This window comes from Dyella halodurans (genome assembly GCF_026283925.1).
Lineage (GTDB): Bacteria > Pseudomonadota > Gammaproteobacteria > Xanthomonadales > Rhodanobacteraceae > Dyella > Dyella halodurans.
In genome coordinates this window covers 291,679-317,203 of sequence record NZ_JAPDPF010000003.1, presented here as the reverse complement: position 1 = coordinate 317,203, position 25,525 = coordinate 291,679, and the positions used below count along the sequence as shown (strand labels likewise).

Annotated in this window: 24 protein-coding genes; 18 read left to right on the top strand and 6 right to left on the bottom strand. The window is 65.3% G+C overall.

Translation table 11 applies throughout. From position 1 onward, the window contains the following. Nucleotides 1–40 precede the first annotated feature (40 nt). The 13 genes from hmgA to OUZ49_RS08100 all read left to right on the top strand — a co-directional run bounded on the left by hmgA (nucleotide 41) and on the right by OUZ49_RS08100 (nucleotide 13,752). The gene (gene hmgA, locus OUZ49_RS08160) at nucleotides 41–1,339 is read left to right on the top strand and encodes a homogentisate 1,2-dioxygenase (RefSeq protein ID WP_266149840.1); all 1,299 of its coding nucleotides are present in this window, start codon (nucleotides 41–43) and stop codon (nucleotides 1,337–1,339) included. A 92-nt stretch (nucleotides 1,340–1,431) separates the two neighbouring features. Then, nucleotides 1,432–2,418 (top strand): fumarylacetoacetate hydrolase family protein, encoded by a 987-nt coding sequence (locus tag OUZ49_RS08155; protein ID WP_266149839.1) that lies wholly within the window; start codon nucleotides 1,432–1,434, stop codon nucleotides 2,416–2,418. Between the two features lie 112 nt (nucleotides 2,419–2,530). Continuing rightward, complete coding sequence (hemN, locus tag OUZ49_RS08150; protein WP_266149838.1) at nucleotides 2,531–3,931, top strand: oxygen-independent coproporphyrinogen III oxidase; 1,401 nt, start codon at nucleotides 2,531–2,533, stop codon at nucleotides 3,929–3,931. Nucleotides 3,932–3,958: 27 nt separating this feature from the next. Next, complete coding sequence (locus OUZ49_RS08145) at nucleotides 3,959–4,726, top strand: helix-turn-helix domain-containing protein (protein WP_266149837.1); 768 nt, start codon at nucleotides 3,959–3,961, stop codon at nucleotides 4,724–4,726. 126 nt (nucleotides 4,727–4,852) lie between these two features. Next, on the top strand, nucleotides 4,853–6,340 hold the full coding sequence (gene nirK / locus OUZ49_RS08140; RefSeq protein ID WP_266149836.1) for a copper-containing nitrite reductase: 1,488 nt from the start codon (nucleotides 4,853–4,855) through the stop codon (nucleotides 6,338–6,340). A gap of 2 nt (nucleotides 6,341–6,342) precedes the next feature. Further along, a complete protein-coding gene (locus tag OUZ49_RS08135) occupies nucleotides 6,343–7,113 on the top strand; it encodes a formylglycine-generating enzyme family protein (protein WP_266149835.1) in 771 nt (256 codons plus the stop codon). A gap of 9 nt (nucleotides 7,114–7,122) precedes the next feature. Then, the gene (locus tag OUZ49_RS08130; protein WP_266149834.1) at nucleotides 7,123–7,689 is read left to right on the top strand and encodes an SCO family protein; all 567 of its coding nucleotides are present in this window, start codon (nucleotides 7,123–7,125) and stop codon (nucleotides 7,687–7,689) included. 472 nt (nucleotides 7,690–8,161) lie between these two features. Then, nucleotides 8,162–9,400, top strand: coding sequence for an alginate export family protein (locus OUZ49_RS08125; protein ID WP_266149833.1), 1,239 nt, complete (start codon nucleotides 8,162–8,164; stop codon nucleotides 9,398–9,400). 89 nt (nucleotides 9,401–9,489) lie between these two features. Further along, nucleotides 9,490–9,792: a DUF2249 domain-containing protein gene (locus OUZ49_RS08120; protein WP_266149832.1), complete on the top strand. Its 303-nt coding sequence runs from the start codon at nucleotides 9,490–9,492 to the stop codon at nucleotides 9,790–9,792. Further along, nucleotides 9,749–11,026: a hypothetical protein gene (locus OUZ49_RS08115; protein WP_266149831.1), complete on the top strand. Its 1,278-nt coding sequence runs from the start codon at nucleotides 9,749–9,751 to the stop codon at nucleotides 11,024–11,026. Before OUZ49_RS08120 ends, OUZ49_RS08115 begins: the two co-directional genes overlap by 44 nt. Before the next feature lie 272 nt (nucleotides 11,027–11,298). Continuing rightward, nucleotides 11,299–11,814: a 3-hydroxyacyl-[acyl-carrier-protein] dehydratase FabA gene (fabA, locus tag OUZ49_RS08110; protein WP_266149830.1), complete on the top strand. Its 516-nt coding sequence runs from the start codon at nucleotides 11,299–11,301 to the stop codon at nucleotides 11,812–11,814. Then, nucleotides 11,814–13,022 carry a beta-ketoacyl-ACP synthase I gene (gene fabB / locus OUZ49_RS08105; protein ID WP_266149829.1) on the top strand — a complete coding sequence of 403 codons (1,209 nt, stop codon included), beginning with the start codon at nucleotides 11,814–11,816 and terminating at the stop codon, nucleotides 13,020–13,022. The genes fabA and fabB overlap by 1 nt, the downstream gene beginning before the upstream one ends. 238 nt (nucleotides 13,023–13,260) lie before the next feature. Next, nucleotides 13,261–13,752, top strand: a complete 492-nt coding sequence (locus OUZ49_RS08100) for a DnrO protein (RefSeq protein WP_266149828.1) — start codon at nucleotides 13,261–13,263, stop codon at nucleotides 13,750–13,752. Between the two features lie 89 nt (nucleotides 13,753–13,841). Here the strand turns inward: OUZ49_RS08100 and OUZ49_RS08095 are convergent, their stop codons facing one another. From OUZ49_RS08095 to OUZ49_RS08085, 4 genes are all read right to left on the bottom strand, one after another. After that, nucleotides 13,842–16,031: a TonB-dependent copper receptor gene (locus OUZ49_RS08095; RefSeq protein WP_266149827.1), complete on the bottom strand. Its 2,190-nt coding sequence runs from the start codon at nucleotides 16,029–16,031 to the stop codon at nucleotides 13,842–13,844. A 68-nt stretch (nucleotides 16,032–16,099) separates the two neighbouring features. Then, the gene (locus OUZ49_RS20955) at nucleotides 16,100–16,423 is read right to left on the bottom strand and encodes a DUF2946 domain-containing protein (RefSeq protein WP_380003590.1); all 324 of its coding nucleotides are present in this window, start codon (nucleotides 16,421–16,423) and stop codon (nucleotides 16,100–16,102) included. Nucleotides 16,424–16,525: 102 nt separating this feature from the next. Further along, nucleotides 16,526–18,037: a UbiD family decarboxylase gene (locus tag OUZ49_RS08090; RefSeq protein ID WP_266149825.1), complete on the bottom strand. Its 1,512-nt coding sequence runs from the start codon at nucleotides 18,035–18,037 to the stop codon at nucleotides 16,526–16,528. Continuing rightward, nucleotides 18,015–18,809 carry a prephenate dehydrogenase gene (locus OUZ49_RS08085; RefSeq protein WP_266149824.1) on the bottom strand — a complete coding sequence of 265 codons (795 nt, stop codon included), beginning with the start codon at nucleotides 18,807–18,809 and terminating at the stop codon, nucleotides 18,015–18,017. The genes OUZ49_RS08090 and OUZ49_RS08085 overlap by 23 nt, the downstream gene beginning before the upstream one ends. 332 nt (nucleotides 18,810–19,141) lie before the next feature. Here OUZ49_RS08085 and OUZ49_RS08080 point away from each other — a divergent pair, with 332 nt between their 5' ends. After that, a complete protein-coding gene (locus OUZ49_RS08080; RefSeq protein ID WP_266149823.1) occupies nucleotides 19,142–19,579 on the top strand; it encodes a hypothetical protein in 438 nt (145 codons plus the stop codon). Between the two features lie 22 nt (nucleotides 19,580–19,601). After that, nucleotides 19,602–20,102, top strand: a complete 501-nt coding sequence (tpx, locus tag OUZ49_RS08075) for a thiol peroxidase (RefSeq protein ID WP_266149822.1) — start codon at nucleotides 19,602–19,604, stop codon at nucleotides 20,100–20,102. Nucleotides 20,103–20,238: 136 nt separating this feature from the next. On the opposite strand, the gene azu is transcribed toward tpx, so the two are convergent. Together azu and gap are read right to left on the bottom strand one after the other, a co-directional pair. Further along, nucleotides 20,239–20,688, bottom strand: a complete 450-nt coding sequence (azu, locus tag OUZ49_RS08070; RefSeq protein ID WP_266149821.1) for an azurin — start codon at nucleotides 20,686–20,688, stop codon at nucleotides 20,239–20,241. Between the two features lie 403 nt (nucleotides 20,689–21,091). After that, nucleotides 21,092–22,105: a type I glyceraldehyde-3-phosphate dehydrogenase gene (gene gap / locus OUZ49_RS08065; RefSeq protein WP_266149819.1), complete on the bottom strand. Its 1,014-nt coding sequence runs from the start codon at nucleotides 22,103–22,105 to the stop codon at nucleotides 21,092–21,094. 166 nt (nucleotides 22,106–22,271) lie between these two features. On the opposite strand from gap, the gene OUZ49_RS08060 reads away from it, so the two are divergent. The 3 genes from OUZ49_RS08060 (at nucleotide 22,272) to pyk (ending at nucleotide 25,447) form a co-directional block, all read left to right on the top strand. Beyond that, the gene (locus OUZ49_RS08060; protein ID WP_266149818.1) at nucleotides 22,272–22,742 is read left to right on the top strand and encodes an OsmC family protein; all 471 of its coding nucleotides are present in this window, start codon (nucleotides 22,272–22,274) and stop codon (nucleotides 22,740–22,742) included. A 74-nt stretch (nucleotides 22,743–22,816) separates the two neighbouring features. Next, nucleotides 22,817–23,626, top strand: a complete 810-nt coding sequence (locus OUZ49_RS08055) for a S1/P1 nuclease (RefSeq protein WP_266149817.1) — start codon at nucleotides 22,817–22,819, stop codon at nucleotides 23,624–23,626. A 348-nt stretch (nucleotides 23,627–23,974) separates the two neighbouring features. Next, a complete protein-coding gene (gene pyk, locus OUZ49_RS08050; protein WP_266149816.1) occupies nucleotides 23,975–25,447 on the top strand; it encodes a pyruvate kinase in 1,473 nt (490 codons plus the stop codon). The last annotated feature ends 78 nt before the right edge of the window (nucleotides 25,448–25,525 follow it).

The window sequence follows — 25,525 nt, the reverse complement described above, 5'->3', positions numbered from 1 at the left end:
GTGCATGACACCGCCCTAGCGGACAGATCGCGGAGCTTCCATGTCAGCCAGCAAGCAGCAGTACCAGTCCGGTTTCGCCAATGAATTCGCCACCGAGGCGCTGCCTGGCGTGCTGCCGGAGGGGCAGAACTCGCCGCAGCGGGTCGCCCACGGCCTGTATGCCGAACAGCTATCGGGCACGGCGTTTACCGCCCCCCGGCATAGCAATCGTCGCAGTTGGCTGTATCGCATTCGCCCCGCCGCAATGCATCACCCGTTCGAGGCGATGCCGCCGGGCCGCTTTCACAACCGTTTTGGCGACGCCCCCGCTACGCCCAACCAGTTGCGCTGGGATCCCTGGCCGCTGCCGAGCGAGCCGACCGACTTTATCGACGGCCTGGTCACCCTGGCCGGCAACGGCAGTGCGGCGGACCAGTCGGGCGTGGGCATCCACATCTACGCCGCCAACCGTTCGATGCAGGGGCGCTTCTTCTACGACGCCGACGGTGAGCTGCTGATCGTGCCGCAGCTGGGCCGCCTGCGCCTGGCCACCGAACTGGGCGTCATCGAGCTGGAGCCGCTGGAAATCGCGGTGATTCCGCGCGGCGTGCGCTTCCGCGTCGAGCTGCTGGACGAATCGGCGCGTGGCTACGTGTGCGAAAACTTCGGCGCCATGTTGCGCCTGCCCGACCTCGGTCCGCTCGGCAGCAATGGCCTGGCCAATCCGCGCGATTTCCTCACGCCGGTGGCCGCCTATGAGGATGTGGAAGGCCAGTTCGAGCTGATTGCGAAATTCCAGGGCGAGCTGTGGCGTGCGGCCATCGATCATTCGCCGCTCGACGTGGTCGGCTGGCACGGCAACTATGCGCCGTACAAATACGACCTGCGCCGCTTCAACACCATTGGCTCGATCAGCTACGACCATCCGGACCCGAGCATTTTCCTGGTGCTGCATGCGCCTAGCGACACGCCTGGGGTGAGCAATATGGACTTCGTGATCTTCCCGCCGCGGTGGCTGGTGGCGCAGCACACGTTCCGCCCGCCGTGGTTCCACCGCAATATCGCCAGCGAGTTCATGGGCCTGATCACCGGCGCCTACGATGCGAAGGCCGAGGGCTTCGTGCCCGGCGGCGCTTCGCTGCACAATTGCATGAGCGGGCATGGGCCGGATGCGGCGACGTTCGAAAAGGCCTCGACGGCGGATCTGTCCAAGCCTGACGTGATCACCGGCACCATGGCCTTCATGTTCGAGACGCGTCGCGTGATCCATCCGACCAGACAGGCACTGGAAGCGCCGCAGCTGCAGGGCAACTACTACGAATGCTGGCAGGGCATCCGCAAGCACTTCACTGGCGGCTGAGCGCTGTCAAACGACCCATCCCCGGGTGGCGTGGGTCATCCGAATCAAAGATGTGAACGGCTGTCGCTGAGCGCAGCCTATGGAGCAAAGGCATGAAACTCGGTTCTCTGAAGGAAGGCGGTCGCGACGGTACGCTGGTGGTCGTCAGCCGCGATTTGAAGCAGGCGGTCAAGGCGACTGGTATCGCGCCGACGATGCAGGCCGCGCTGGACGACTGGTCGAATGTCGCGCCACGCCTCAACGCTTTGTCGGAAGACCTCAACGCCGGCAACGCGAGCGGCGCGTTTGCGCTCGACCCGACGGCCCTGGCCTCGCCGCTGCCGCGCGCCTACGAGTTTGTCGACGGCAGTGCCTATCTGCCCCACGTCGAGCGCGTGCGTCGCGCCCGTGGCGCCGAGGTGCCGGAGTCGTTCTATACCGATCCGTTGATGTACCAGGCGACCAGCGCCGGTTTCCTTGGGCCGCGCGACCCGGTAGTGGTGCCCAGCGAAGACTACGGCATCGACCTGGAAGCCGAGGTGGTGGTGGTGACCGACGACGTGCCGATGGCTGCCACGCCGGCGCAGGCCGCTGAACATATTCAGCTGGTCGGCTTGATCAACGACGTCTCGTTGCGCGGCCTGATTCCGGGCGAACTGGCCAAGGGCTTCGGTTTTCTGCAGTCCAAGCCGCGCTCGGCGCTGTCGCCCGTGCTGGTGACGCCGGACGAGCTGGGTGACGCCTGGCAAGGCGAGAAGCTGCACCTCCCGATGCGCACCTGGCTCAACGGCAAGTGGTTCGGCGAGGCGGAATGCGGCGTCGACATGCAATTCAGCTTTGCCGAGCTGGTGGCACACGCGGCCAAGACGCGGCCGTTGACCGCCGGCACCATCGTCGGCTCCGGCACCATCGCCAACGAAGACACCAGCAAGGGCGCCTCGTGCCTGGCCGAGCAGCGCACCGTGGAAACGCTGCGCGACGGCAAGCCGAGCACGCCGTTCCTCAAGTTCGGCGACAGCCTGCGTATTGATGTCACCGACCAGGCGGGCGCGTCGATCTTCGGTGCCATCGAACAAGTTGTCGCACCGCTCAAGCGCTGACAGCTGGCCGCCGCGGCTACCGTGAGGTCGCCGCGGCGTTTGGGCGCGTATTGCCGCAGCGAATTGATCGCCATCAATTTGGCCCACGAGCATGACGGCGATACTGCCGCGCATGCGCACTATCACGAACGCTCCTGAATTTGACGCGCAGCTCGTCGCGCGCTACGACGTGGCGGGGCCGCGTTACACGAGTTATCCGACGGCGCCCCAGTTCCATGTGGACTTCGGCGAAGCGGCGCTGCGCGAGGCAGCCCGATGGTCGAACGAAGAACCGATGCCGCGCCCGCTGTCGCTGTATGTGCATGTGCCGTTCTGCCTCAGTCCTTGTTTCTACTGCGGCTGCACGCGCGTCATTACTCGCGACATGGCAAAGGCGGATCACTATCTGCAGCGCCTGCAACGTGAAGTGGCGCTGATCGCGCCGATGTTCGATCGGGATCGCCCGCTGCGCCAGCTGCATTTCGGCGGCGGCACGCCGAACTTCCTCGATCTGCCGCGCATGGCCGCGCTGGTCGAATGCCTGGAAGACCATTTCTGCCATGACCGGCATGGCGCGCGCGAATACGGTATCGAGATCGATCCGCGTTTTGCCGATGGCGACTACGTGCGGGGGCTGGGAGCGCTGGGTTTCAACCGCATCTCGGTAGGCATCCAGGACTTCGACCCCGTGGTGCAGGCGGCGGTGAATCGCATCCAGAGCGTGGAGCAGACCCGCGAGGTCTTGGTCGCGGCACGCGAAGCGGGGTTTGGCTCGGCCAGCGTCGATCTGATCTATGGATTGCCGCGGCAATCGCTGGAAGGATTCGAGCGCACGCTGGACGAAGTAATCACGTTGGCGCCTGACCGCGTAGCAGTGTACGGCTATGCCCATCTGCCTAACCTGTTCCGGGCGCAGCGGCAGATCGAAGCCGACGACCTTCCCGACCCCGCGACGCGCCTGGCCTTGTTCGGTCGCGCGCTGGAAAAGCTGTGCGGTGCCGGCTACATCTACGTTGGCATGGATCATTTCGCTCGGGCGGACGACGAGCTTGTGCGTGCGCAACGCGCCGGCACGCTGCAACGCAATTTCCAGGGCTATTCCACCCATGGCGATTGCGACATCATCGGGCTGGGCGTCAGCGCCATCAGCCGCATCGGCGATAGTTACAGCCAGAACGCGCGCGACCTCACCGGCTACTACGCGGCGCTGGACAACGGTCGCCTGCCGATAGCACGCGGCCTGATGCTCGACGAGGACGACCGTGCCCGCCGTGCCGTCATCAGCGAGCTGATGTGCCACGGCGCGTTGGATCTGGCCGCCTTCAGCGAACGCCATCGGCTGGACTTCGCCGAATACTTTGCCAGCGAGTTGGAGCGCCTCGATGGCTTGGCCACGGATGGCCTGATCGTGCTGGATCGCCGAAGCATCCAGGTGACGCCGCGGGGGCGCCTGCTGTTGCGCAATATCGCGATGTGCTTCGACGCCTATCTTCGTCGTCCATCCGAATTGTCGCGCTACTCGCGCACGATCTGAAAGGCAAAGCAAACAGGGGTGTTGGTAATGTCTGCCGAAAAATCGCATGGCCAGCTGATCCACTGGCGCAACCCCATCGCGGATGACGGCGACGAGATCCATTTCTGCAGCACCTGCGCCTTTGCTGATGCCTGCCTATCGGTAGGTTACGGCAAGCCCGAACTTTCCGACCTGCATTGCCTGGTCGAGCATGTCGGTCCCTATCGGCAGGGCGCGCATATCTTCCGCACCGGCGATCCCTTCCGTGCCATCTACGCGGTGCGCGCAGGCGCGGTGAAAACGTGCGTGGTGGACAAGGAAGGGCGTGAACAAGTGCTGGGCTTCTATCTGCCTGGTGAGGTAATCGGCCTCAACGCCATCTACCCCGATCGTTTTCCGTGCGAAGCCGTTGCGCTGGAGTCGGCGCAGTTCTGCCGCTTCTCGTTTCCGGCCATGAGTGCACTGGCCGGGCGCATGCCGGCCTTGCAACAGCATCTGTTCCGCCTGCTCAGCAGGGAGTTGGGTTCGGCGAGGCTGCTGGCCGGCGACTACAGCGCGGACGAGCGCATGGCAGCGTTTCTGATCGACCTTGGCGACCGTTACGAGGCGCGTGGATTCTCCGGCGTGCACTTCCGCCTGAGCATGGCGCGCAGCGATATCGCGAACTATCTGCGCCTGGCGGCCGAGACCGTGAGCCGGGTGCTCGGCCGCTTCCGCAGCCAGGGGCTGATCGACATCGAGGGCAGGGCGGTAACCCTGCGTGACCGGGCCGGCCTTCAATGCCTGGCCCGCAGCAGCGTGGCCGGACTGAGCTGACCGTCCACAGCGACTCCTGTGGCAGGTTGCCGCATTGCAGCGCTGTCTACATTTGCTCTGACGCAAGTCAATCGGCGAAAAAAGCCCCTGCCTATCCTGAGCACAAGGATTCACAGGGAGAAGCGCATGTCACGATTACTGTCCACGTTCCTGATTGCCGCCAGCTTGCTTTCGGGCACGGTCGCCGCCGCCGGCGCCGCCCCGGGCGGCGCGCCAGCCGGAGTGCCGGGCGACCTCGGTCCGCCGCAGGGCGAGCCGATCCACGCGGTGCTCGGCATACCGCCGAACGTGCCGCCACCGCTGAATCGCAAGACGCCGGCCAAGGTGATCGTCGACCTCGAGGTGGTCGAGAAGGAGATGCCGATTTCCGAGGGTGTCACCTATACCTACTGGACCTTCGGCGGCACGGTGCCAGGCAGCTTCATCCGCGTGCGCCAGGGCGACACGGTGGAGTTCCATCTGAAGAATGCCCCTGACAACAAGATGCCGCACAACATCGACCTGCACGGCGTCACCGGCCCGGGCGGCGGCGCGGCGTCAAGCTTCACCGCGCCGGGGCACGAGTCGCAATTCACCTTCAAGGCGCTCAACGCCGGCATCTACGTCTACCACTGCGCCACGGCGCCGGTGGGCATGCACATCGCCAACGGCATGTATGGCCTGATCCTGGTGGAGCCGCCGGAAGGCTTGCCGAAGGTGGACCACGAGTACTACGTCATGCAGGGCGACTTCTATACGACGGGCAAGTACCGCGAGAAGGGTCACCAGCCGTTCGATATGGACAAGGCGATCGATGAGCATCCGACCTACGTGCTGTTCAACGGCCGCGAGGGCGCGCTGACCGGCGACAACGCGTTGACCGCCAAGACCGGCGAAACCGTGCGCCTGTTCGTGGGCAATGGCGGACCGAACCTGGTGTCGAGTTTCCACGTGATCGGCGAGATCTTCGACAAGGTCTACTACGAAGGCGGCAAGCACGCGCAGGAGAACGTGCAGACCACGCTGATTCCGTCCGGTGGCGCGATGATGGCGGAATTCCACGTGGACGTGCCGGGCAGCTATGTACTGGTCGACCATTCGATCTTCCGCGCCTTCAACAAGGGCGCGATGGGCATCCTCAAGGTGGATGGCCCGGAAAACAAGGCGATCTACTCGGGCAAGGAAGTCGATTCGGTCTACCTGGGCGACCGCGCCGGGCCGAACCTCCATGCGGTCAGCGTCGCGGCCAAGGCCAATGCAGCGGGCACCTTGAGCAAGGATGACCAGGTCAAGGCCGGCCAGCAATTGTTTGCCGGTACCTGTTCGGTCTGCCATCAGGCGAACGGCGAAGGTTTGCCTAACGTGTTTCCTCCCCTCGCCAAGTCCGATTACCTGGCCAAGCAGAGCAAGGAGCAGCTGATTGCGATCCCGCTGCATGGCCGCACGGGCAAGGTCACGGTCAACGGCAAGGACTACGACTCGGTGATGCCGCCGATGAGCCAGCTTACCGACGACGAAGTCGCCAACATCCTCACCTATGTGCTCAACAGCTGGGGCAATCCTGGCGGGCAGATCAGTGCGGAGGAGGTAAGCAAGGTGCGCGCACAGCCGGCGCCGGCGGCAGCGGGGCACTGACGATGAACGCGCTGCGCAGTCTGCCGATACTGATGCTCGGCGCGTTGCTCTCCTTGCCGGCAGCGGCGGCGAACTACGCCGCCCTGCCGGGCGGCCTGTTCACCAGCGTGATGCCGGCCGATGGCAAGGCGGCACCAGTGACCATCGAGCCGTTCCAGCTGCGCACCGAGCCGGTTACCAACGCGGAATTCCTCGCCTTCGTGCAGACGCACCCACAGTGGCGCCGCGACCGCGTAGCGGGAATTTTTGCCGACGGTCGCTACCTTTCGCACTGGGCAGCAGCCGATGTGCTGGGCAGCGAAGCACAGCCATCACAACCGGTGACGCAAATCAGCTGGTTTGCCGCACAAGCCTATTGCGAGAGCGAGCAGGCCAGGTTGCCGAGTTGGTACGAGTGGGAATACGCGGCCGCGGCCGATGACCACCGTGCCGATGCGCGCAACGACCCGGCATGGCGCGAGCGCGTACTGGCATGGTACGGCCGTCCTTCCAACACGCCGCTGCCCGCCATCGGCGGCGCGGCGGACGTGCATGGAGTAAGCGATCTCAATGGCCTGGTATGGGAATGGGTGGGCGACTTCAATGCCTTGCTGGTCGGCGTCGATAGCCGGGACCAGGATGGCGCCGACAAGTTGAAGTTCTGTGGCGCCGGTGCGCTCACCATGCAGCAGAAAGAGAACTACGCCAGCCTGATGCGTGTCGCCATGCTGTCCGCGCTGAAAGCCTCTGATACCACCAGCTCGATGGGCTTCCGTTGTGCGCGCTCGCACTGAGGATTTGTGATGAAACACCTGCTGATGTTGTTGTGTCTGGTTTTCTTTGCAGGCCAGGTCTTTGCCCGTGCGCCGCTTCCCGGGGACTCGGTCTATCAGCTCGAGGTCAGGCTCACCGACCAGGACGGACATGACTGGCCATGGGCTGCGCGTCGAGGGCATGTGCAAGTGGTCTCGATGTTCTACACCTCGTGCACGATGGTGTGCCCCATGGTCGTGGATACCATGAAACTTACCGCGAAGGCGCTGGATGAGTCGGCGCGTGGCCGGCTTGACCTGCTCCTGGTGAGCTTCGACCCAGCCCGCGACAGTGTTGCGGCGCTGCGCGAATACGCCGACCGGCGCAAGTTGAACGCGCCGCCTTGGACGCTCGCCCGCGCCGAGTCGCAGGACGCGCGTCAGCTCGCTGCCTTGCTCGGCCTGCAGTACCGACAGCTGCCGGATGGTGACTTCAATCATTCCAGCGAATTGATCCTGCTGGATGCCGATGGCCGCATCCTCGCGCGCAGCGACGTCATGGGTCGGCTGGATCCGGATTTCGTCCAGGCCGTGCGCAAGGCACTCGCCGCCAAATAGGCACGACGCGACGGAGACGGCGGCCTCGACTCACGTCACGCGAGATGGAAGCCACCAACGGATCGCCACCGTTGGTGACTTCTGCTGTTACGCGCCTGGCTACCTGCCCGCGTCCCGATCCGTCACGCGCGATACGCAAGCGCGTCGCTTATGGCGCAGTGATCGCCAGTCTTGCGTGCGTCGATTCGCAAAGTGCTTGGCGCATGCTTGCTGCAGTGAGCACACGCCACTTGCGTGGCCGCGAACCGGATCTGCTGGCCGCAGAGTGTGGAAGTTCATGCCGCGACGACCATCATTGCTTTCGCATGTCGGGCGGCGAAGCCATGGAAAAGCGCGTTGCCGGTGACGAAGCGTGGCGCGTTGTCACAGCGCCACGTCGAACGTTTTTCCCTTGACCATCGTCAGACGACATCGAAACCCATCCACCGAGACTGCTTGCACTCGATAGCGAGTGATGAGACAGGAGTCTTGGATGAGAGCTTTACACCACGGCCGCGGTTACCGGCTTGGTTTGTCCCTTTGCGCCGCGTTGGCCGCGTCAAGCGCCGCCAGCGCACAATCGGCGCCGACACCCGATGCGCCGCTGCAACTCGAATGGAATGCGCGACTTCGCCACGAGCAGGTCGACGACGATGCTTACAGTCGCACCGCCATGGCCGATACCTTGCGTGTGCGCCTGGGCCTGCGGGCGAACCTGGGTAACGGCTGGAGTGCCTTCGTGGAGGGTGCCGGCGTGGCCAGCGCCAATGACCACTACAACAGCGGCGCCAACGGTCAGACCCAATACCCCACCATCACCGATCCGCACGGCGGCGAACTCAACCAGGCCTGGGTCGGCTGGCTGGGTGACAGCTTCGGCGCCAGGCTGGGCCGCCAGGAGATCGTGTTGGACAATCAGCGCTGGATAGGCAATTCGGGCTGGCGCCAGTTCGAGCAGACCTTCGACGCGCTATCCACGCAATGGAGGCCCGCCACGGATTGGACCGTGCGCTACGACTGGCTAGAACGAGTGAACCGCGTGGCCGGTCCCGATGCGCTCAATCCACTGGCGCAGCAGCGCCTGCTCAACACCCATCTGCTCAACACGGCGTGGACGCACGGCGAGCAGCAATGGGTTGGCTACGCCTATCTGCACAAGGACAAGGACGTCGCCACCGCCTCCACCGCCACCTATGGCCTGCGTTGGACCGGCAAGCCGGCACCGGATGGCGGCTTCAGCTGGGCGCTCGAAGGTGCGCGCCAATACGACTACGCGAACAATCCGCAGAACTTCGCCCACAGCTATTGGCTGCTGGAGCCCGCATGGACCCAGTTTGGCGTCACCGGCAAGCTGGGCTGGGAGCATCTGGGCGGCGACGGCCGCACGGCCTTGCAGACACCGCTGGCCACCTTGCATGCTTTCAATGGCTGGGACGATCAATTCCTGGTCACGCCGGTCAATGGCCTGCAGGATTACTACGTCGCCTTCAACGGCAACCTGGGCAGCCATGGCCTGGCCAGCAAGTTTGGCTGGATCGTCAGCTATCACGACTACCATGCCGATCGCGGCTCCGCGCACTACGGCAGCGAATGGAATGCCTCGCTGTCGTTCCCGCTGTTGCCTGGCCTCACTGGCCTGGTGAAGCTGGCCGATTACCGCGCGGATAATTTTTCACGCGACAGCACCAAGCTATGGCTGCAACTGGAGTGGCAGGGCAAGCAGCCACTTTGATCGTGAAGATCCGATCCGGCCTGGCCGGCTGCGCCGGCGCGTTGACTTGAGTCAGCGCGCCGACGTCGCGCATGCGCTGAAATCCGTGCATGCAAACGTCATTCCGCGGCTGCGCCTGCAGCACCGATCATGCCCCTCCGGCGGCGCCGCTTGATCTGCGCGAGCTTGCGCCCCCCGAACCCTTGCAGCGCGCTCTGGCCGCGGCGGACACACTGGTGCCTGGGCAGTCGCTGGTCGTGCTCACGCCCTTGATGCCGATGCCCTTGCTGACTGCCCTGGCCGAACGTGGCCTCGACGCGCGGGCGGAGCCACTTGCCGAGGGCGGCACGCGCGTGACCATTCGATGCCATGCAAGCGACGCTACTTGCGGCGATGGCCAAGCTGGCGCTTGATCAGGCGCCGGTAGTCTCGCTGCCGCGCCGCTTTCTGCTCAGCATGCCGCCGTGGGGGATGCTGGCGGGTGTGCTGCTGCTCGTCGATGGCGACGCACTGCTGCGTTCGCGTTGGCATCCAGGCACGCTGGCCCTGGTTCATGCCTATACGCTGGGCGTGCTCGGCAACGCGATGTTCGGCAGCCTGCTGCAGTTTTTGCCGGCGGCGGCTGGCGTTCGCCTGCGTGGTGTGCGCCTCGGTGCGTACTTGCACGGCTTGTTCAACGCGGGCGCGCTGGCGCTCGTATTCGGCCTGCGACAGGGTTCGCATGTGGCCCTGCTGGCGGCAGCACTCGCCTTGCCGACTGCGTTTGCGATGCTGGCCGGCATGACGGTTCCTGGCCTGCTGCAGGCCTCCCTGCAGCGGCTGTTGCGCGCGGGCATCGGTATGTCGCTGGCATTCGGATCGATCGTGGGCTTGCTCGGAGCGACGTTGGCGCTGGCTCGCGCGGGTTATTTCCCGATACGCCTGCCGGCTCTGGTCGACGTGCACGCTTCCTGGGGTATCGCCGGCTGGGTGTTGCTGCTGTTGGTCAGCGTGTCCGGCGTGGTCATGCCCATGTTCCAAGGCACGCGGGTGCCGTCGGCCAGGCACCTGGCGACCTGGCTGGTCGCGCTCCCGTTGCTGCTGTCTGCGGCGGCGGCCTGGCGGCTCGGTCGTGACGATGCAGGTGGCATGTGTGTCGTGTTGGCGTCGTGCGCGCTCGCATTCGGTGTTGGGGTGCTCGGACTGCAGCGGCGCACGCCATCGTCTCGGCGCGGGCCGCTATGGTGGAGTTGGCGAGGCGGCGCCGCGGCGTTGGTGTTGTCGGCGCTGGCCTTCGGGGTAGGCAACAGGTATCAGATGGGCGCCGCCGTCCTCGCGCTGGGCGGCGCGCTGCCCGTGCTGGTGGTTGGCATGGCGCTGGAGATCGTCGCCTTTCTGGGTTGGATAGATCTGCATCGACGGGTTGGACGTGGGGTGCAGCTGCCTGGCGTACAACGCCTGATGCCCTCGCGCGACCGGAGTGCGGGCCTGCTTGCGCTGGCGGCTGCGGCGCTGCTGCTGGTGGCCGCCACGCTTTACCCCGTGGCCTGGCTCGCCCGTGCGGCCGGGCTGGCGCTGTGCGCCGCGTGGCTGGTGGTAGGCCTGATGTTTATTGGCGTGCGTTGGCGCACGCGCCGTTTCCTCATCACTGCCGGGGTCCGAACCTAAGTGCGCAGATGGCAGCGCGCGTGTATGCCTGCTCCGGTAGGTCCAGCGCGGCCTGGTGTCGTGGCGCGCGACCACGAACGCGAGCGTCGGGTGCGCGCATGGCGCGCGCCGCCCGCGCTGCCTATCGGTGCGAAGCCGCCTGAGCCGATCGCTTCCGGCCAGGGTGGCCGGGAAAAAGTACGCAGGCGTATGTCGGCTTACGCTTGATCCGCATCAGGGCCGCCGCGAAATGGCACGCGCAGACTCGGGTTTTTCCTACCTGCGGTTTTTTCATGACACGACCTTCCTCGTTAGATCGCGAGCAACTGCTCGCCTGCGCCCGCGGTGAGATGTTCGGCGAGGGCAACGCGCGCCTGCCATCCCCGCCGATGCTGATGTTCGATCGCATCACGCATATCGACGACCACGGCGGCGCCTTCGGCAAGGGTGTCCTGCGCGCAGAGCTGGATATCAGTCCCGACCTGTGGTTCTTCGGCTGCCATTTCGACGGCGACCCGGTGATGCCTGGTTGTCTGGGCCTTGATGCGATGTGGCAGTTGAGCGGCTTCTTCCTGCCGTGGTTGGGCGAGCCAGGCCGCGGACGCGCGCTGGGCGTCGGGCAAGTGAAGTTCTCCGGCCAGGTACTGCCTTCCGCCAAGCTGGTGCGCTATGAGGTGGACGTCCGCCGTGTGATGCGTGGACGACTTGCCCTGGTCGTCGCCGACGGGAAGACCTATGTGGACGATCGCCTGATCTACGTGGCCACCGACATGCGCGTGGGCCTGTTCCAGTCGACGGAGGGCTTCTGATGCGCCGCGTGGTGGTGACCGGCATGGGCATCGTGTCTTGCCTCGGCCATATGGCCGATACGGTGACGCGCGCATTGCGCGACCTGCAAAGCGGCATCCGCGCGATGCCCGACTACGCGGCGCTCGGCCTGCGCAGCCAGGTGGCGGGCGTGCCGGAGATCGACCTGGAGGCGTCGATCGACCGCAAGCTCAAGCGCTTCATGGGCGACGCTGCAGCGTACGCCTATGTGGCGATGCGCGCGGCGATCGCCGATGCCGGACTCGCCCTCGAAGAGGTGCGTCATCCACGCAGCGGTGTCATTGCCGGTTCCGGCGGCGGCTCGGCGCAGTGGCAGATCGAGACGGCCGAGCTGCTGCGTGCGAAGGGCGTGCGGCGCGTCGGCCCGTACATGGTGCCACGCACGATGTGCTCCACCGTGTCGGCCACGCTGGCGACCGCATTCGGCATCCTGGGCTTGAGCTATTCGATTGCCGCGGCCTGCGCCACTTCCGCGCACTGCATCGGCGCGGCGGCCGACCTGATTCGCCACGGCGCCCAGGACGTCATGTTCGCCGGTGGGGGCGAGGAAGTGCATTGGGGCATGACCGCGCAGTTCGATGCGATGGGGGCGCTGTCCAGCGTCCGCAACGATGCGCCGCATGCCGCCTCGCGCCCCTATGACGCGAGTCGCGACGGCTTCGTCATCGGCGGTGGCGGCGGCATGCTGGTGCTGGAGGAGTACGAGCATGCCAAGGCGCGCGGCGCACGCATCCATGCGGAACTGGTCGGCTACGGCGTTACCTCCGATGGCGCCGACATGGTGGCGCCGTCCGGCGAAGGCGCGGAGCGCTGCATGCGCCTGGCGCTGGCCGGCGTGACGGGGACGGTTGATTACCTCAATACCCATGGCACCGCCACGCCGCTGGGCGATATTGTCGAACTGGAAGCCGTGCAGCGGGTGTTTGGCGAGGCCGTGCCACCGTTGTCCTCGACCAAGGCGCTTACGGGGCACGCGCTGGGAGCAGCAAGCGTGCACGAAGCGATCTTCAGCCTGCTGATGCTCAACGGCGGCTTCGTGGCTGGCTCGGCCAATATCGACGAGCTCGACCCGCGCGCGAAGGGCTTTCCAATTCTTCGCGAGACACGCGATGCGCGGCTCAGCACCGTGATGTCCAACAGCTTCGGCTTTGGTGGCACCAATGCGAGCCTGGTGTTCGCCAAGGTGTAGGAGCTTGTTCAAGATTCCGGTGTGACCACATGCCCCTGGCTCCATCCCCCTGCTTGCCCTGCAAGGAAGCCCCTGCGATCGCATGGGCCGAATGGGCCGGGGTGCGCGCAGAAAAGGCGGCGGGCATCGCGACGCCCGCCTCGCAGCGCGCCGTTGACTTGCGTCAGCCGTGACGACGATCGATTGCGTTACCGTGATGTCGTCCGCGGCGCGTGCGCCGCTTGCTGGAACCTCGCGCATGAACATCACCCCGTGCCGTCTCGTCCTGATCGGCGTGCTTGGTTTGAGCGGCCTGGTGCAGGCGCAGCCCCAGAACGAACCTGCCGCGCATGCGAACGATCCACACACGCAGCTGCCGATAGCCGCATCGCGCTGGCCGGCCGACGCGCCACTGCGCGACGGCATGGCGAGCATCCACACGGCGCTGCAACAACTGCGGCACTACGAGATGGGCCATATGAGCGAGCGCCTGGCCATGGACCGCATCAGCATGATCGAGGACGCTGCCGCATCCATCTTTGCCCACTGCAAGCTGCCGCCGCAGCAAGACGAGCTGCTGCACGGCATGCTGGTGCACTTGCTCGCGGCCGCACAGAAGTTCAAGCAGGATCCGCACGACGTCGCCGAGCTGGCGGCGATGCGTGAAGCGGTGGCTGCTTATCCACGCTATTTCGATGACCCGGGATGGACGTCCGATTCGACGGCACACGGGATGGGCGACAAGCCCTGAGTTACCGACCATGCCTTTGGGGGGCCGAGGTGGATCGCGCCGGTGGGAGGCGGCGCGATCCACCTGTGGCTCTGGGCGCGAACCGGCGCCTAGTACTTGGCGTCCAGCTTCAGCCAGACGGTGCGCCCCGGCTCGTTCACGCGCACCGTGTTGACGTAGCCGACCAAGCCCGCATTCGCGGCGTTGACGTGCTCGGCATAGATCTTGTCAAAGAGATTGTCGATGCCCGCACTGAGCGTGAGCGCGCGATTGACGCGGTAGCCACCATTCAACGAGAACACGCCAAAGCCGGCACTGGGGCCGAGATCCTGTCCGACGATATTGCCTTCGCCTACCGCCACACGGCGTTGCGCCGAGGCGATCCGCCACAGGCTGCCCAGCGACCAGGTGCCGGTGTCGTAGACGAGGCCTAGGCGCGCCTCCAGCGGCGGCATCTGCGGCAGTGGCCGGTGCTCGCTGCGGTTTTCACCCCAGGCCCAGGCGAGCGTGACATCCGCTTTCCAGCGCGTGCTGATGGTATAGGCCATACCTGCCTCGCCACCGGCCGTACGCGCGTTTACGTTGTTTGCCCCGGCGGTGTCCGCGCCGCTGGCGTAATCCATCACGATGAAGTCGCGGACCACGCCCACATAACCCGACACCCAGGCTTGCAAGTGCGCGTCGTGATATTGCAGGCCAATATCGAGTTGGGTGGTCTTTTCTGCCTGCAATTGGCGGAAGCTGGTCAGGCTCTTATCCGCGTGTCGCCCGAACAGTTCCCAATAGTCAGGAACGCGTTGCACGTGACCGATGCCCGCGTAGAGAGTCATGGGCGTGGCGGCGAAGTCGTGCTCGTAACGGACAAAGCCGGAGGGCAGCGTGTCCGAGCGACTGGCGTCGATGTTCGATGCCATACTCATGCCGCTCATGCCGCTCATGCCGCTCATGCCGTTCATGCCGCTCATGCCGCTCATGCCGCCCATGCTTTGGCTGTTGCCGGCGCCGGTCAGGTCGTAGCCGCGCACCTGCGCACGATCGAGACGCGCGCCGCTGATCAAGCGATCGCGCTCGGCCAGGTTCCAGGTGAGTTCGCCGAACAGGCCGAGGCTGCCCATGCGAGCCGTACGTTCGCGCGGCTGGTCGCGATAGTCTGGCAGCATGCCTCCTGCCGGGCCGCCCATGCGGCTGGTATTGACGCTGGTGGAGCCATCCAGGCCGGTGACCAGGCTCAACGCCTCGCCCCACGTGAACGTTGCGGCCGCGCGCCCGCCTACGGTGCGGCGATCTACGTCGCTGGCCATGGCCAGCGGCATCATGCTGGCCGGATCAGGATGGCGCAGCGTGTAGTTGTCCATCACATGGTCGGTGTAGTTGTAGTACAGCTGCATTTCGATGCGACTAAGCAAAGTGTCCGGTCGTTCATGCTCGAATTTCAGGCCGGCACTTTCGTGCAGGAACTGCGCGCCATCCATGCTGCTGAACGCATAGGCGGCATGGCCGTTGCCCTTGCCGGACGACAACTCGATGCGCGTGTTGTCGTCCGGTGTCCAGCCGATTGCTGCATCGGTGTTCCAGCGGTCCCAGGACGAATGCACATGGTGACCGTCGCCGTCGCGATAGTCCTGCGCATGGGTGTGGTTGGCATCGATGTTCATGTAGACGTTGGGTGTGCCGGCGCGCAGGTCGACCATCTGGTCGTTGCGGCCGGCGGAGCCGACCAACGCGCTGCCTTCCATGCTGATGCCGGGTGCGGCGTAGCGCTTGAAATCGCGTTCGAACAACACCGTGCCCGCCGAGTTGCCCGGCCCGTACAACACCGTCTGCGGTCCCTTGATCACGATGGCACGGTCGTATAGCTGCGGCGAAATATAGGCGGTGGGTGGATCCATGCGCGACGGACAGCCGCCCCCGATCTGGCCGCCGTCGACCAGGATGTTCAGGCGTGAGCCGACCATGCCGCGCAACACCGGGTCGCCATTGCTGCCGCCTTTGCGGATGGTGGAGAAGCCGGCAATGCTCTTGAGGAAGTCAGCGCCGTCGCTGGCCGGCACGGGTTGCCGCGGCGCCTTGGGGTCGGTGATCACGGTCAGCGGGCTATCCTGCATCGGTGCGGTGACCACGATCGGGGCAAGGTTTTGCAGCGGAATGGCCTCGCCAGCGTGCGCAGGAGAAAAGGCGACGAACAGCGCCAGCGACAGCCGCCGCAGCGGCAAGCGTGATGGTGCACCCGCTGGGTGGCGGGCGCGTGGAAGCGAAGGCGTCGCCGCGAGGGCGCGCACATGGAGGGGTAGGTAGGACATAACTGAATCCGAAATAGCAGGCAGCAGAAAGCCGCGCGGCGATGGCCGCGAAGGCGATGAAAAGTCACTCAGTGCTGCGTGAAAGCCGGCGGTCCCCGTGGGGCTGCAGCCAGCGCGGAATATTCCGTTTGGAGCCGTGCCGGCAAGGCGGCAGTGCCGTGCCATCTCGCCGGTGCGGGATGGGGCAAGGGCACCGCATGGCCGATCAGAGCGGGGCTGTGACCGAGCAGGCCGCAGTAACCGCATTTCTCCATCGACGATGGATGTGACGGTGGAACGGTGGGGTCCGGATGCGCGTGCTGCGACTCGCACCCCACCATCCCCGGCATGCTGTCGACGGCAAGCGACTGCGAGATCACCGGCGCCACGATGGTGAGCCACAGGGCGACCATCGCCGCCCAGGCAACCCAGCGTGGAGTCCGAATGCGTGTCACCTGCGTCCTTTGCGGCCGGATCGGCTTGCTTGTAAAGCGGCTTTCATCATCCCACGGTGGTCATCGGCTCGCCTGTGACACACCGTCGCGTGCGCCCGCGTCACCGGACCCGACCAGCTGCTTCCACAGCGCATGGACGCGCTGCTCGACCTTCGCATCGGGGACGATCGGCTGGCTCCACGCACGCGAGGTTTCGGACGGCCATTTGTTGGTGGCGTCGATGCCGAGCTTGGAGCCCAGGCCGGCCGCGGGGCTGGCGAAGTCGAGGTAGTCGATGGGGGTGTTCTCGACGATCAGGCTGTCGCGCGCCGGATCGACGCGGGTGGCCACCGCCCAGATCACTTGCGACCAGTCGCGTACGTCGATGTCATCGTCCGTGACGATGACGAACTTGGTATAGGTGAACTGGCGCAGATAGGACCACACCGCCATCATGATGCGCCTTGCATGGCCGGCATACTGCTTCCGGATGCTGACCACGGCGACGCGATACGAACAGGCTTCCGGCGGCAGGAAGAAATCGACGATTTCGGGAAACACCTTCTGCAGGATTGGCACGAACAAGTCGTTCAAGGTCATCGCCAGCACCGAGGGTTCGTCATGCGGTGCGCGGCCCATGTAGCTGCCGTGGTAGATCGCGTCGCGGCGCAGGCGCATCCGCTCGATGGTGAATACCGGGAAGGGGGCTTGCGCGTTGTAGTAGCCGGTGTGGTCGCCGAACGGACCTTCCAGCGCGACATCGTCGGGTCGGATGAAACCCTCCAGCACGATTTCCGCGCCCGCCGGGGCATCCAGTCCGGTGAGCGCGCTGTGACAGACGCGCGTGCGCTGGCCGCGCAACAAGCCGGCGAATTCGTATTCCGACAAGCTGTCGGGTACCGGTGCCACGGCCGCGAGCATGGTGGCCGGATCGGCGCCAATCGCCACCAGTACGGGGAACGGTTGTTCCGGTGAGGACGCCTTCCAGTCGGCGTAGTCGAGCGCGCCGCCGCGGTGCGGCAGCCAGCGCATGATCACCCGGTTTGGACCGATGACCTGCTGGCGGTAGATCGCCACGTTTTGCCGGCGCTGGCGCGTACCGCGTGTGACCACCAGGCCGAAGGTGATCAGCTTGCCCGCATCCTGGGGCCAGCAATGCTGGATCGGCAGGCGCGACAGGTCGATTTCGCTGCCCTGCAGCGTCTCGTACTCGAAGGCCGCTTCATGCACGCGCTGCGGCGCGACGTTGGCCAGCTGCGCCAGTTCGGGCCAGGTCGCCAGCGCCTCTCGCAGGCTGGCTGGCCAACGCGGCTCCTTGATCGAAGCCAGCAGTTGGCCCAGTTCCCGCAGCGAGGCCAGCGGCCGGCCCGCCAGCGCCATCTCGATGCGCCGGCGATGCCCGAACAGGTTGCCCAGCAAGCAGTGCTGGGAACCGGTGGGCTGCTCCATCAGCAGGGCGGGGCCGCCTTCGCGCAGCGCCCGGAGACTCAGCGCAGTGGATTCGAGATACGGGTGGACCGGCACGGGTACGCGCAGCAGTTGCCGATCGCGTTCCAGTTGATGAATAAAGCTACGCAGGTCGTGATGGCTCATCGGAGTCTTCGGACAGATCGGGAATGGACAGCGCGCCGCCATCGCCGCCGGCCAGCAACTGGCGATGAATCGCCTCCAGCTGCGTCAGCAGACGCGCACGGGCATCGGCGGCATAAGGGTTCTCGCGCTGGATGGCGGCGAACAGGTGGCCGGCGTCGCCGCGCACCGCCGACAGCATGCTGGCCAGGCCGAGAAACGAAGGCGGCGCCACCGTCAGGTCCTCGCCAATGCCCAGGTCGACCATGGCCTTGGCAATGAAGAAGGCCAGCGCGTGCGTCTCGGCCATGGCGCGATCATGCGTGGCTGGATCCTGCGTGATGACCTCGCAGCCGAGTTCTTCGAACAACCGGCGGGCGCGCATGGCGGCCTCGGGATGTTGCCCGCTGGGGCAGATCACCGTGCGCAACGGACGTTCGCCGCGCGCCAGGCTCAACGGACCGAACAGCGGATGCGTGCCGAGGTGGGGTATGGCCGTACCCAGCAGCTCGTCCATCAGCTCACAAGGGTGTTGCTTGACGCTGCCTACGTCGATGACGATGTGCCCGCGATGGAGCAGTGGGCGCAGTTCGCGCAACGCCGATTCCAACCGCGGTACCGGCATCGCCAGCACTACCCATGAGGCTTCGGCGATCGCAGCTGCAGCGGATGCTGCGGCCAGCGGCGCGGGAACCTCGGCAGCAGGATCGAATACCTGCAGCCGATGCCCGGCGCGGCGCAGCAGGTTGGCGAAGGCTTGGCCAAAGCGGCCATAGCCGAGCAGGGCGAACGACATGGCGTGCTCCAGCGGGGAGGATTGCCCCAAGTTACGCCACGACGCCACCCGCCGGGTTGACCGTGGACGACTGCCGCTCATGCCAGCCACCACGTTCGCGTGTCATCCAAAGCGCATCTCCCTCAAGCAAGCGGACATGCTCGAGGTGACGAGAGGTGGTCGCCATGACGCCAGTCAAGGCACGGTGACGAGCGCCGCGTCGGATCGCCGCGCGCCGCCATGGCCATTCCGGGAGAGGATTCGGAGCCTGTTCGCGCTTTCCCCTGATCGAAGTCATGGCGCTGCGCCGGGGCGGAATGGCCTGATATCGCCATGGCAGGTCAGAGCTTCCGATGAGCGCTTGGTATCCCTGGGTGGTCTTGCTGCACCTGAGTTGCGCCATCGTCTTCATTGGCGCGGCGGCGTTCGAGGTGCTCATACTCGACGCACTGCATCGGCAGTTTGATCGCGCCACCATGGAGCGCCTTGAACAGGCCGTGATGCAACGCGCACGGCGGATCATGCCCTGGGTGGTGGGTCTGCTGTATCTGAGCGGCGCGATGTTGTTCACCATTCGCTGCGGTGGCCTGAGCTGTCTCGGCTCGCATTTCGGCTGGCTGCTGCTGACCAAGGTGAGCCTGGCCCTGCTGGTGCTGGTGGTGTTTGTCATGACCCTGCGTGCAGGATCGCGTGGCCGTCTCGATCCCTGTCGATTCCGCCACACCCATCGCGTGGTGCTGGCGCTGATGGTGGGCATCGTGTTTCTGGCCAAGACCATGTTCTACTTATAGGCCCCATCCAGCGAGGTGCCTCATGTCCCACGTTACCCTCAAGGGCCAGCCGGTCCAGGTCGACGGTTCCCTTCCCGCCAACGGTGCCCAGGCGCCGGCGTTCTCTCTGGTCGGCAAGAACCTGTCCGATGTCACCCTCGCCAGCTTTGCCGGCAAGCGCAAGGTGCTGAACATCTTCCCCAGCATCGACACACCGACCTGCGCCACCTCGGTGCGTCGTTTCAATGAAAAGGCCAGCCAGCTCGACCATGCCGTGGTGCTGTGCATCTCCGCCGACCTGCCGTTTGCACAGGCACGTTTCTGTGGCGCCGAGGGCCTGGACAACGTGGTGACGCTGTCGACCATGCGTGGCCACGAGTTCCTGCAGGACTACGGCGTGGCGATCTCGTCAGGTCCGCTGGCTGGCCTGGCAGCGCGCGCCGTGGTCGTTCTCGATGCGCACGACAAGGTGATCCATACCGAGCTGGTCGGCGAGATCGCCGATGAGCCGAACTACGACGCCGCCTTGGCGGTCCTGCGCTGACGATCCTGTCGTACGGGCCCAGCTTGTGCGCGAGCGGCACGGCTGGGTCCGCGTTTCGCAAACCGGTGCCAAGCAAACGCCGGGCGCGGGCCCGGCGTCTGCGTCTCACGACAGCGGCGGCAGATCCGCTCGTTGCTTACATGCCCAGGGTCAACGTGCCCTTCATCAAGGCGGCATGGCCTGGGAAGGTGCAGAAGTAGGCATAGGCTTCACCGGCCTTTAGCTTGGCCATCGGGATGGTGACGCTGGCTGACTCGCCGCCGCCAATGAGCTTGGTGTGCGCGACCACGCGCTCGTCGTCAGGCTTGACATAGTCGTGCTCGGCGCCTGCTTTCATGCCATCGGCCAGGATGCCCGACTCGTCGGCCGCATGGCCGAGCACCCAGTTATGGCCCATCGATGCCTTGGGCAGCTTGCCTGTGTGCTTGAGCGTGACGGTGAACTGCTTGCACGTCTTGGGTACCGCGATGCTTGTCTGGTTGAACTGCATGGCATCGCTGCCTTCGATCGTGGCGGCGCAGTCGGCAGCCCAGAGCGGCATGGCGAACAGGCCAAGCAAGGCAAGGGCAAAGGTCTTGCGAACCATCAGAACTCTCCATTGAGGATGTCGGGGAAAGCCTAACGATGGGGCATCCCACGAATGCCTCGCGCTGACTTGGATCAGCCCTTGGGCGATCGGCAGCGGGGAGCGACGGTTTACCGCAGCACGACCCGCCAAGAGCCAGCTACGGCGCGCGCCTGCCTTATGTCGCCGATGCAGCCAGATGGCGCATGAAGGCCATCGAGAGCCGCAGCCTGGCGTCAATTGTCCGCGGCCTTATGGCGCGCAGCCGTTCGCGGAGCGGAATGCTTTCGTCGAACAAGGCCGCCCAGGCCGGCTCAGGTGCGAACGTCGCGACGCGGGATTCGCTGAAGCGGCTGAGGCGCCAGCGTGGGCAAAAAAAGGCCGGGCATCCGCCCGGCCTTCTTCTGCTGCATGACGATGAAGCTTACTTCGCCGCCATCAGCGCGATGGTCATGTCGAGCATGCGGTTGGAGAAACCCCACTCGTTGTCGTACCACGACAGCACTTTCACCAGCGTGCCGCCCATGACGCGCGTCTGGGTGGCGTCGTAGGTGGAGGAGGCCGGGTTGTGGTTGAAGTCGATCGACACCAGCGGCTTGGTGTTCACCGCCAGGATGCCCTTCAGCGCGCCGTTGGCGGCTTCGTTGATGGCGGCGTCGATCTCTTCCTTGGTGGTCGCGCGGGCGGCGTCGAAGGTCAGGTCGACCACCGACACGTTGATGGTCGGCACGCGCATGGCGAAGCCGTCCAGCTTGCCATTGAGTTCCGGCAGCACCAGGCCCACCGCAGCGGCAGCGCCGGTCTTGGTCGGGATCTGCGAGTGCGTGGCCGAGCGGGCGCGACGCAGGTCGGAGTGGTACACATCCGTCAGCACCTGGTCGTTGGTGTAGGCATGGATGGTGGTCATCAGGCCGCGCACGATGCCGATCTTGTCGTGCAGCACCTTGGCCAGCGGGGCCAGGCAGTTGGTGGTGCAGGAGGCGTTGGAGATCACTTCCAGCTTGGAGGTGAGCTTGTCGTCGTTCACGCCGATGACGAAGGTGCCGTCCACGTCCTTGTCGCCCGGTGCCGAGATGATCACCTTCTTGGCGCCGGCGGCGAGGTGTGCGCTGGCCTTGGCCTTGGAGGTGAACAGGCCGGTGCACTCGAGCACCACGTCGACACCGAGTGCGCCCCACGGCAGCTTGGACGGATCACGCTCGGCGCAGACCTTGATGCGGTCGCCGTTGACGATCAGGTCGCCGCCCTCCACCGACACGGTGCCCGGGAACTTGCCGTGGGCGGTGTCGTACTGGGTCAGGTGCGCGTTCGTCTCGGCGTCGCCGAGGTCGTTGATCGCGACGATCTGGATCTCTTGGGTGCGACCGGCTTCGTACAGCGCGCGCAGAATGTTGCGGCCAATGCGACCGTAACCGTTGATGGCGACCTTGATTGCCATGGGACAGCGTCCTCCGGGGTGAGATGACGAAAGTGACGGCCGCTGGCCGCCGTAAAACCGTCATTTTAGCCTGAACCGGGGGCCACACTCATCCGGGGCTGTTCAGGCGGCCGTTAACGCGCTTGAATCGCCGTTTGCGGCTAGCCGATCGGCAAGGGAAAACAGCATGAGTGACGCACAGCAGACTATCGAGATTTCACTGCAGCAGACCGCCGACTACGAGTTCCGGGTCCGTTTCGATGACACCGCGATCCCCGACTTGATCACCGACGAAACGGCTCCGCTGGGGCACGACGCGGGCCCCAATCCGTCGCGCCTGTTGGCTGCCGGCGTGGCCAACTGCCTGGCAGCGAGCCTGTTGTTTGCCTTGCGCAAGTACAAGAATGCGCCGGGTACCCTGGGCGCGCATGCGAAAGCGACACTGACGCGCAACGAGCACAGCCGTTGGCGCGTCACCCATATCGCGGTGGATTTGCAGTTGGCCGATGCGGCCGCCACGCTGGAACACCTGGATCGCGTGCTCGCCCAGTTCGAGGACTTCTGCATCGTCACCGAGAGCGTGCGGCAAGGCATCGCGGTGGATGTCGCGGTGCGCGATGGGACCGGGCAGTTGCTGGCAAAGCCCGCCGCGGCCTGAGCCGGTATCTTGCGGCAAGCTGTCATGGGGCTGTGGCACACTCCGCGGCCCTCTCATCCCAGGTCCCCCGCGCCATGGCTTCTCTTCGTCGATCCGCCGCTGCCGTACTGATTTGCCTTGCCCTGGCGCCTGGCGTCCAGGCTTGGGGTCCCTTGGGACACAGCGTCGTGGCCGATCTGGCGCAGCGTCAGTTGAACCCGACGGCCGAGGCCGTGGTGGAGCGCTTGCTGGCTCCCGAACACACGCGCTCGCTGGCCGATATTGCCAGCTGGCCCGATGAGATCCGCAACGATCCCAGGCAGGCGGAGCTGTGGAACACCACCCGCGGCCTGCATTACGTCGACTTCACCTCGGGCGACTGCGACTACCAGCCGCCGCGTGACTGTCGCGACGGTGTCTGCGTGGTGGCAGGCATCGATCACTATGTAAAAGTCCTCGGCGACAAGGGCCAGCCCGATGCCGTGCGACTCGAGGCGTTGAAGTTCGTGGTGCATTTCATCGGTGACGAACATCAGCCACTGCACGGCGGCTCCCGTGACGACAAGGGCGGCAACGCTTACCAGGTGCAGTTCAATGGCAAGGGCACGAACCTGCACAGCGTGTGGGATTCTGGCTTGCTGAAGACGCGCGGCCTCGAATGGAAGGCCTATGCGGACGAGCTCGATGCCCGCGGCCCGGTCGAGCTGCCGCCGCGCATCCCGCCGCTGGACAACGACTACGCGCAGTGGGCCGAGGAGTCCTGCGCCATCTCTCGCGACATCTATCCGGATGGCCACAAGATCGACCAGACCTATGTCGACAAGGAGCTGCCGGTCGCCGAGCTGCGCCTGCGTCAGGCAGGGCGTCGCTTGGCCGACGTGCTCAACGTCACCTTGGGGCACTGAGTTTTTCAGGCAGGCTGTTTCGGAGCCCGAATTGCTGCGCTGCCGCACGTCATTCCATGCGTGCAGCAGCGACTTGCCCTGGTCTTCCGTCGCGGCTTGCCAGCAAGTCGGACCTGGCCGCGCAGTGGATTCCCGATGGGCTTCGGATGACACCAGTGTTTAGGCGTTTCGACGTCCGTGAAGAAGACCAGTTCATCACCCCATCGTTAACATCCTGCTGAATTGGTAATACCAGTGGCTGGTGGTGGTCCGCATGCCACAAGCAGTCCAGTTAGGCTCGCCGGACGGCGCCAAAAAAGCCCTGAAAAACCCTCTGGCGCGGGCTGTCAGTTCTGCTAGCCTCGATGCATGACAAATGAAAATCCGCTGCGCCGCACAAAAATAGTTGCCACCCTCGGTCCCGCGACCGACGCGCCTGGCATGCTCGAAAAAATCATCGCCGAAGGCGTGGACGTGGTTCGCCTGAACCTGTCCCACGGCCAGCCTGACGATCACCGCGCGCGCGCCGTCGCCGTGCGTGAGGCAGCGGCCAAGCTCGGCCGCGAAGTCGGCGTTCTCGCCGACCTGCAGGGCCCCAAGATCCGCGTTGAGCGTTTTGCCAATGGTCCGGTCGAGTTGCGTGTCGGCGATGCCTTCGTGCTCGATTGCCGTCCCGATGCGCCGCTGGGTGATGCGGGCCGCGTGGGCGTGAGCTATTACGGATTGCCGAACGATGTGGTGGCCGGCGACGTGCTGCTGTTCGACGACGGCCTGGTCGCCATGACGGTGGAGCAGGTCGTCGGTGTCGAGATCCATTGCCGCGTGCTGATCGCCGGCCGCCTGTCCGATCGCAAGGGCCTCAATCGCCAGGGCGGTGGCCTTTCGGTGTCGGCCCTGTCGGACAAGGACCGCGCCGATATCAAGCTGGCTGCCGAGATCGGCTGCGACTTCCTGGCCGTGTCCTTCGTACGTTCGGCCGCCGACATGCACGAAGCGCGTCGCCTGCTGGAAGAAGCCGGCGGCAGGGCCTCGCTGGTGTCCAAGATCGAGCGTGCTGACGCCATCCCGGTGCTCGGCGAAATCATCGACGCTTCCGACGTGGTGATGGTGGCGCGTGGCGACCTCGGTGTGGAAATCGGCGATGCCGAGCTGCCCGGCCTGCAGAAGAAGATCATTCGCGAATCGGTACAGCGCAATCGCGCCGTGATCACCGCGACACAGATGCTGCAGTCGATGGTTCGTTCGCCCATCCCGACTCGCGCCGAGGTCATGGACGTGGCCAACGCCGTCATCGACGGCACCGATGCCGTGATGCTGTCCGAAGAGTCGGCCGCCGGTGCGCATCCGGACAAGGCCGTCGCCGCTCTGCGCCGCATTTGCCTGGGCGCCGAGCGTCAGTTCGAGCCGAAGGAAGATCCGGCCACCCAGGGCCATCTGCTGGATCGTACCGATCAGGCCATCGCCCTCGCGGCGATGGTGCTGGCGGCGCAGCTGGGCGTGCGTGCCATCGTGGCGCTGACCGAATCCGGTGCCACGGCACAATGGCTGTCGCGCTACCGCAGTGCGGTGCCCATCTACGCCTTGTCGCCGTTCGACGATGCGCGTCGCCGCATGTCGATCTTCCGCGATGTGACGGCGGTGAAATTCACCCATGTCTCGCAGACCCCGGCCGGTTCGGCCCGGGACGCGGTGCGCCAGCTGTTTGTCCAGGGCCGGCTGGCCGAGGGCGATCGCGTGGTGCTGACCCACGGCGACCACATCGGCCAGGGCGGCGGCACCAATACGCTCAAGCTGCTGTCGGTGGGCGCTGAGGGCGTGGTGGAGTGCCTGCGCGACCTATAAGCGCAGGCGTGGGCGTGCCTTAGACATCGGTCATGGTTTCATGCGGCTAGAATCATGACCGATCGCTATCCCCACGTC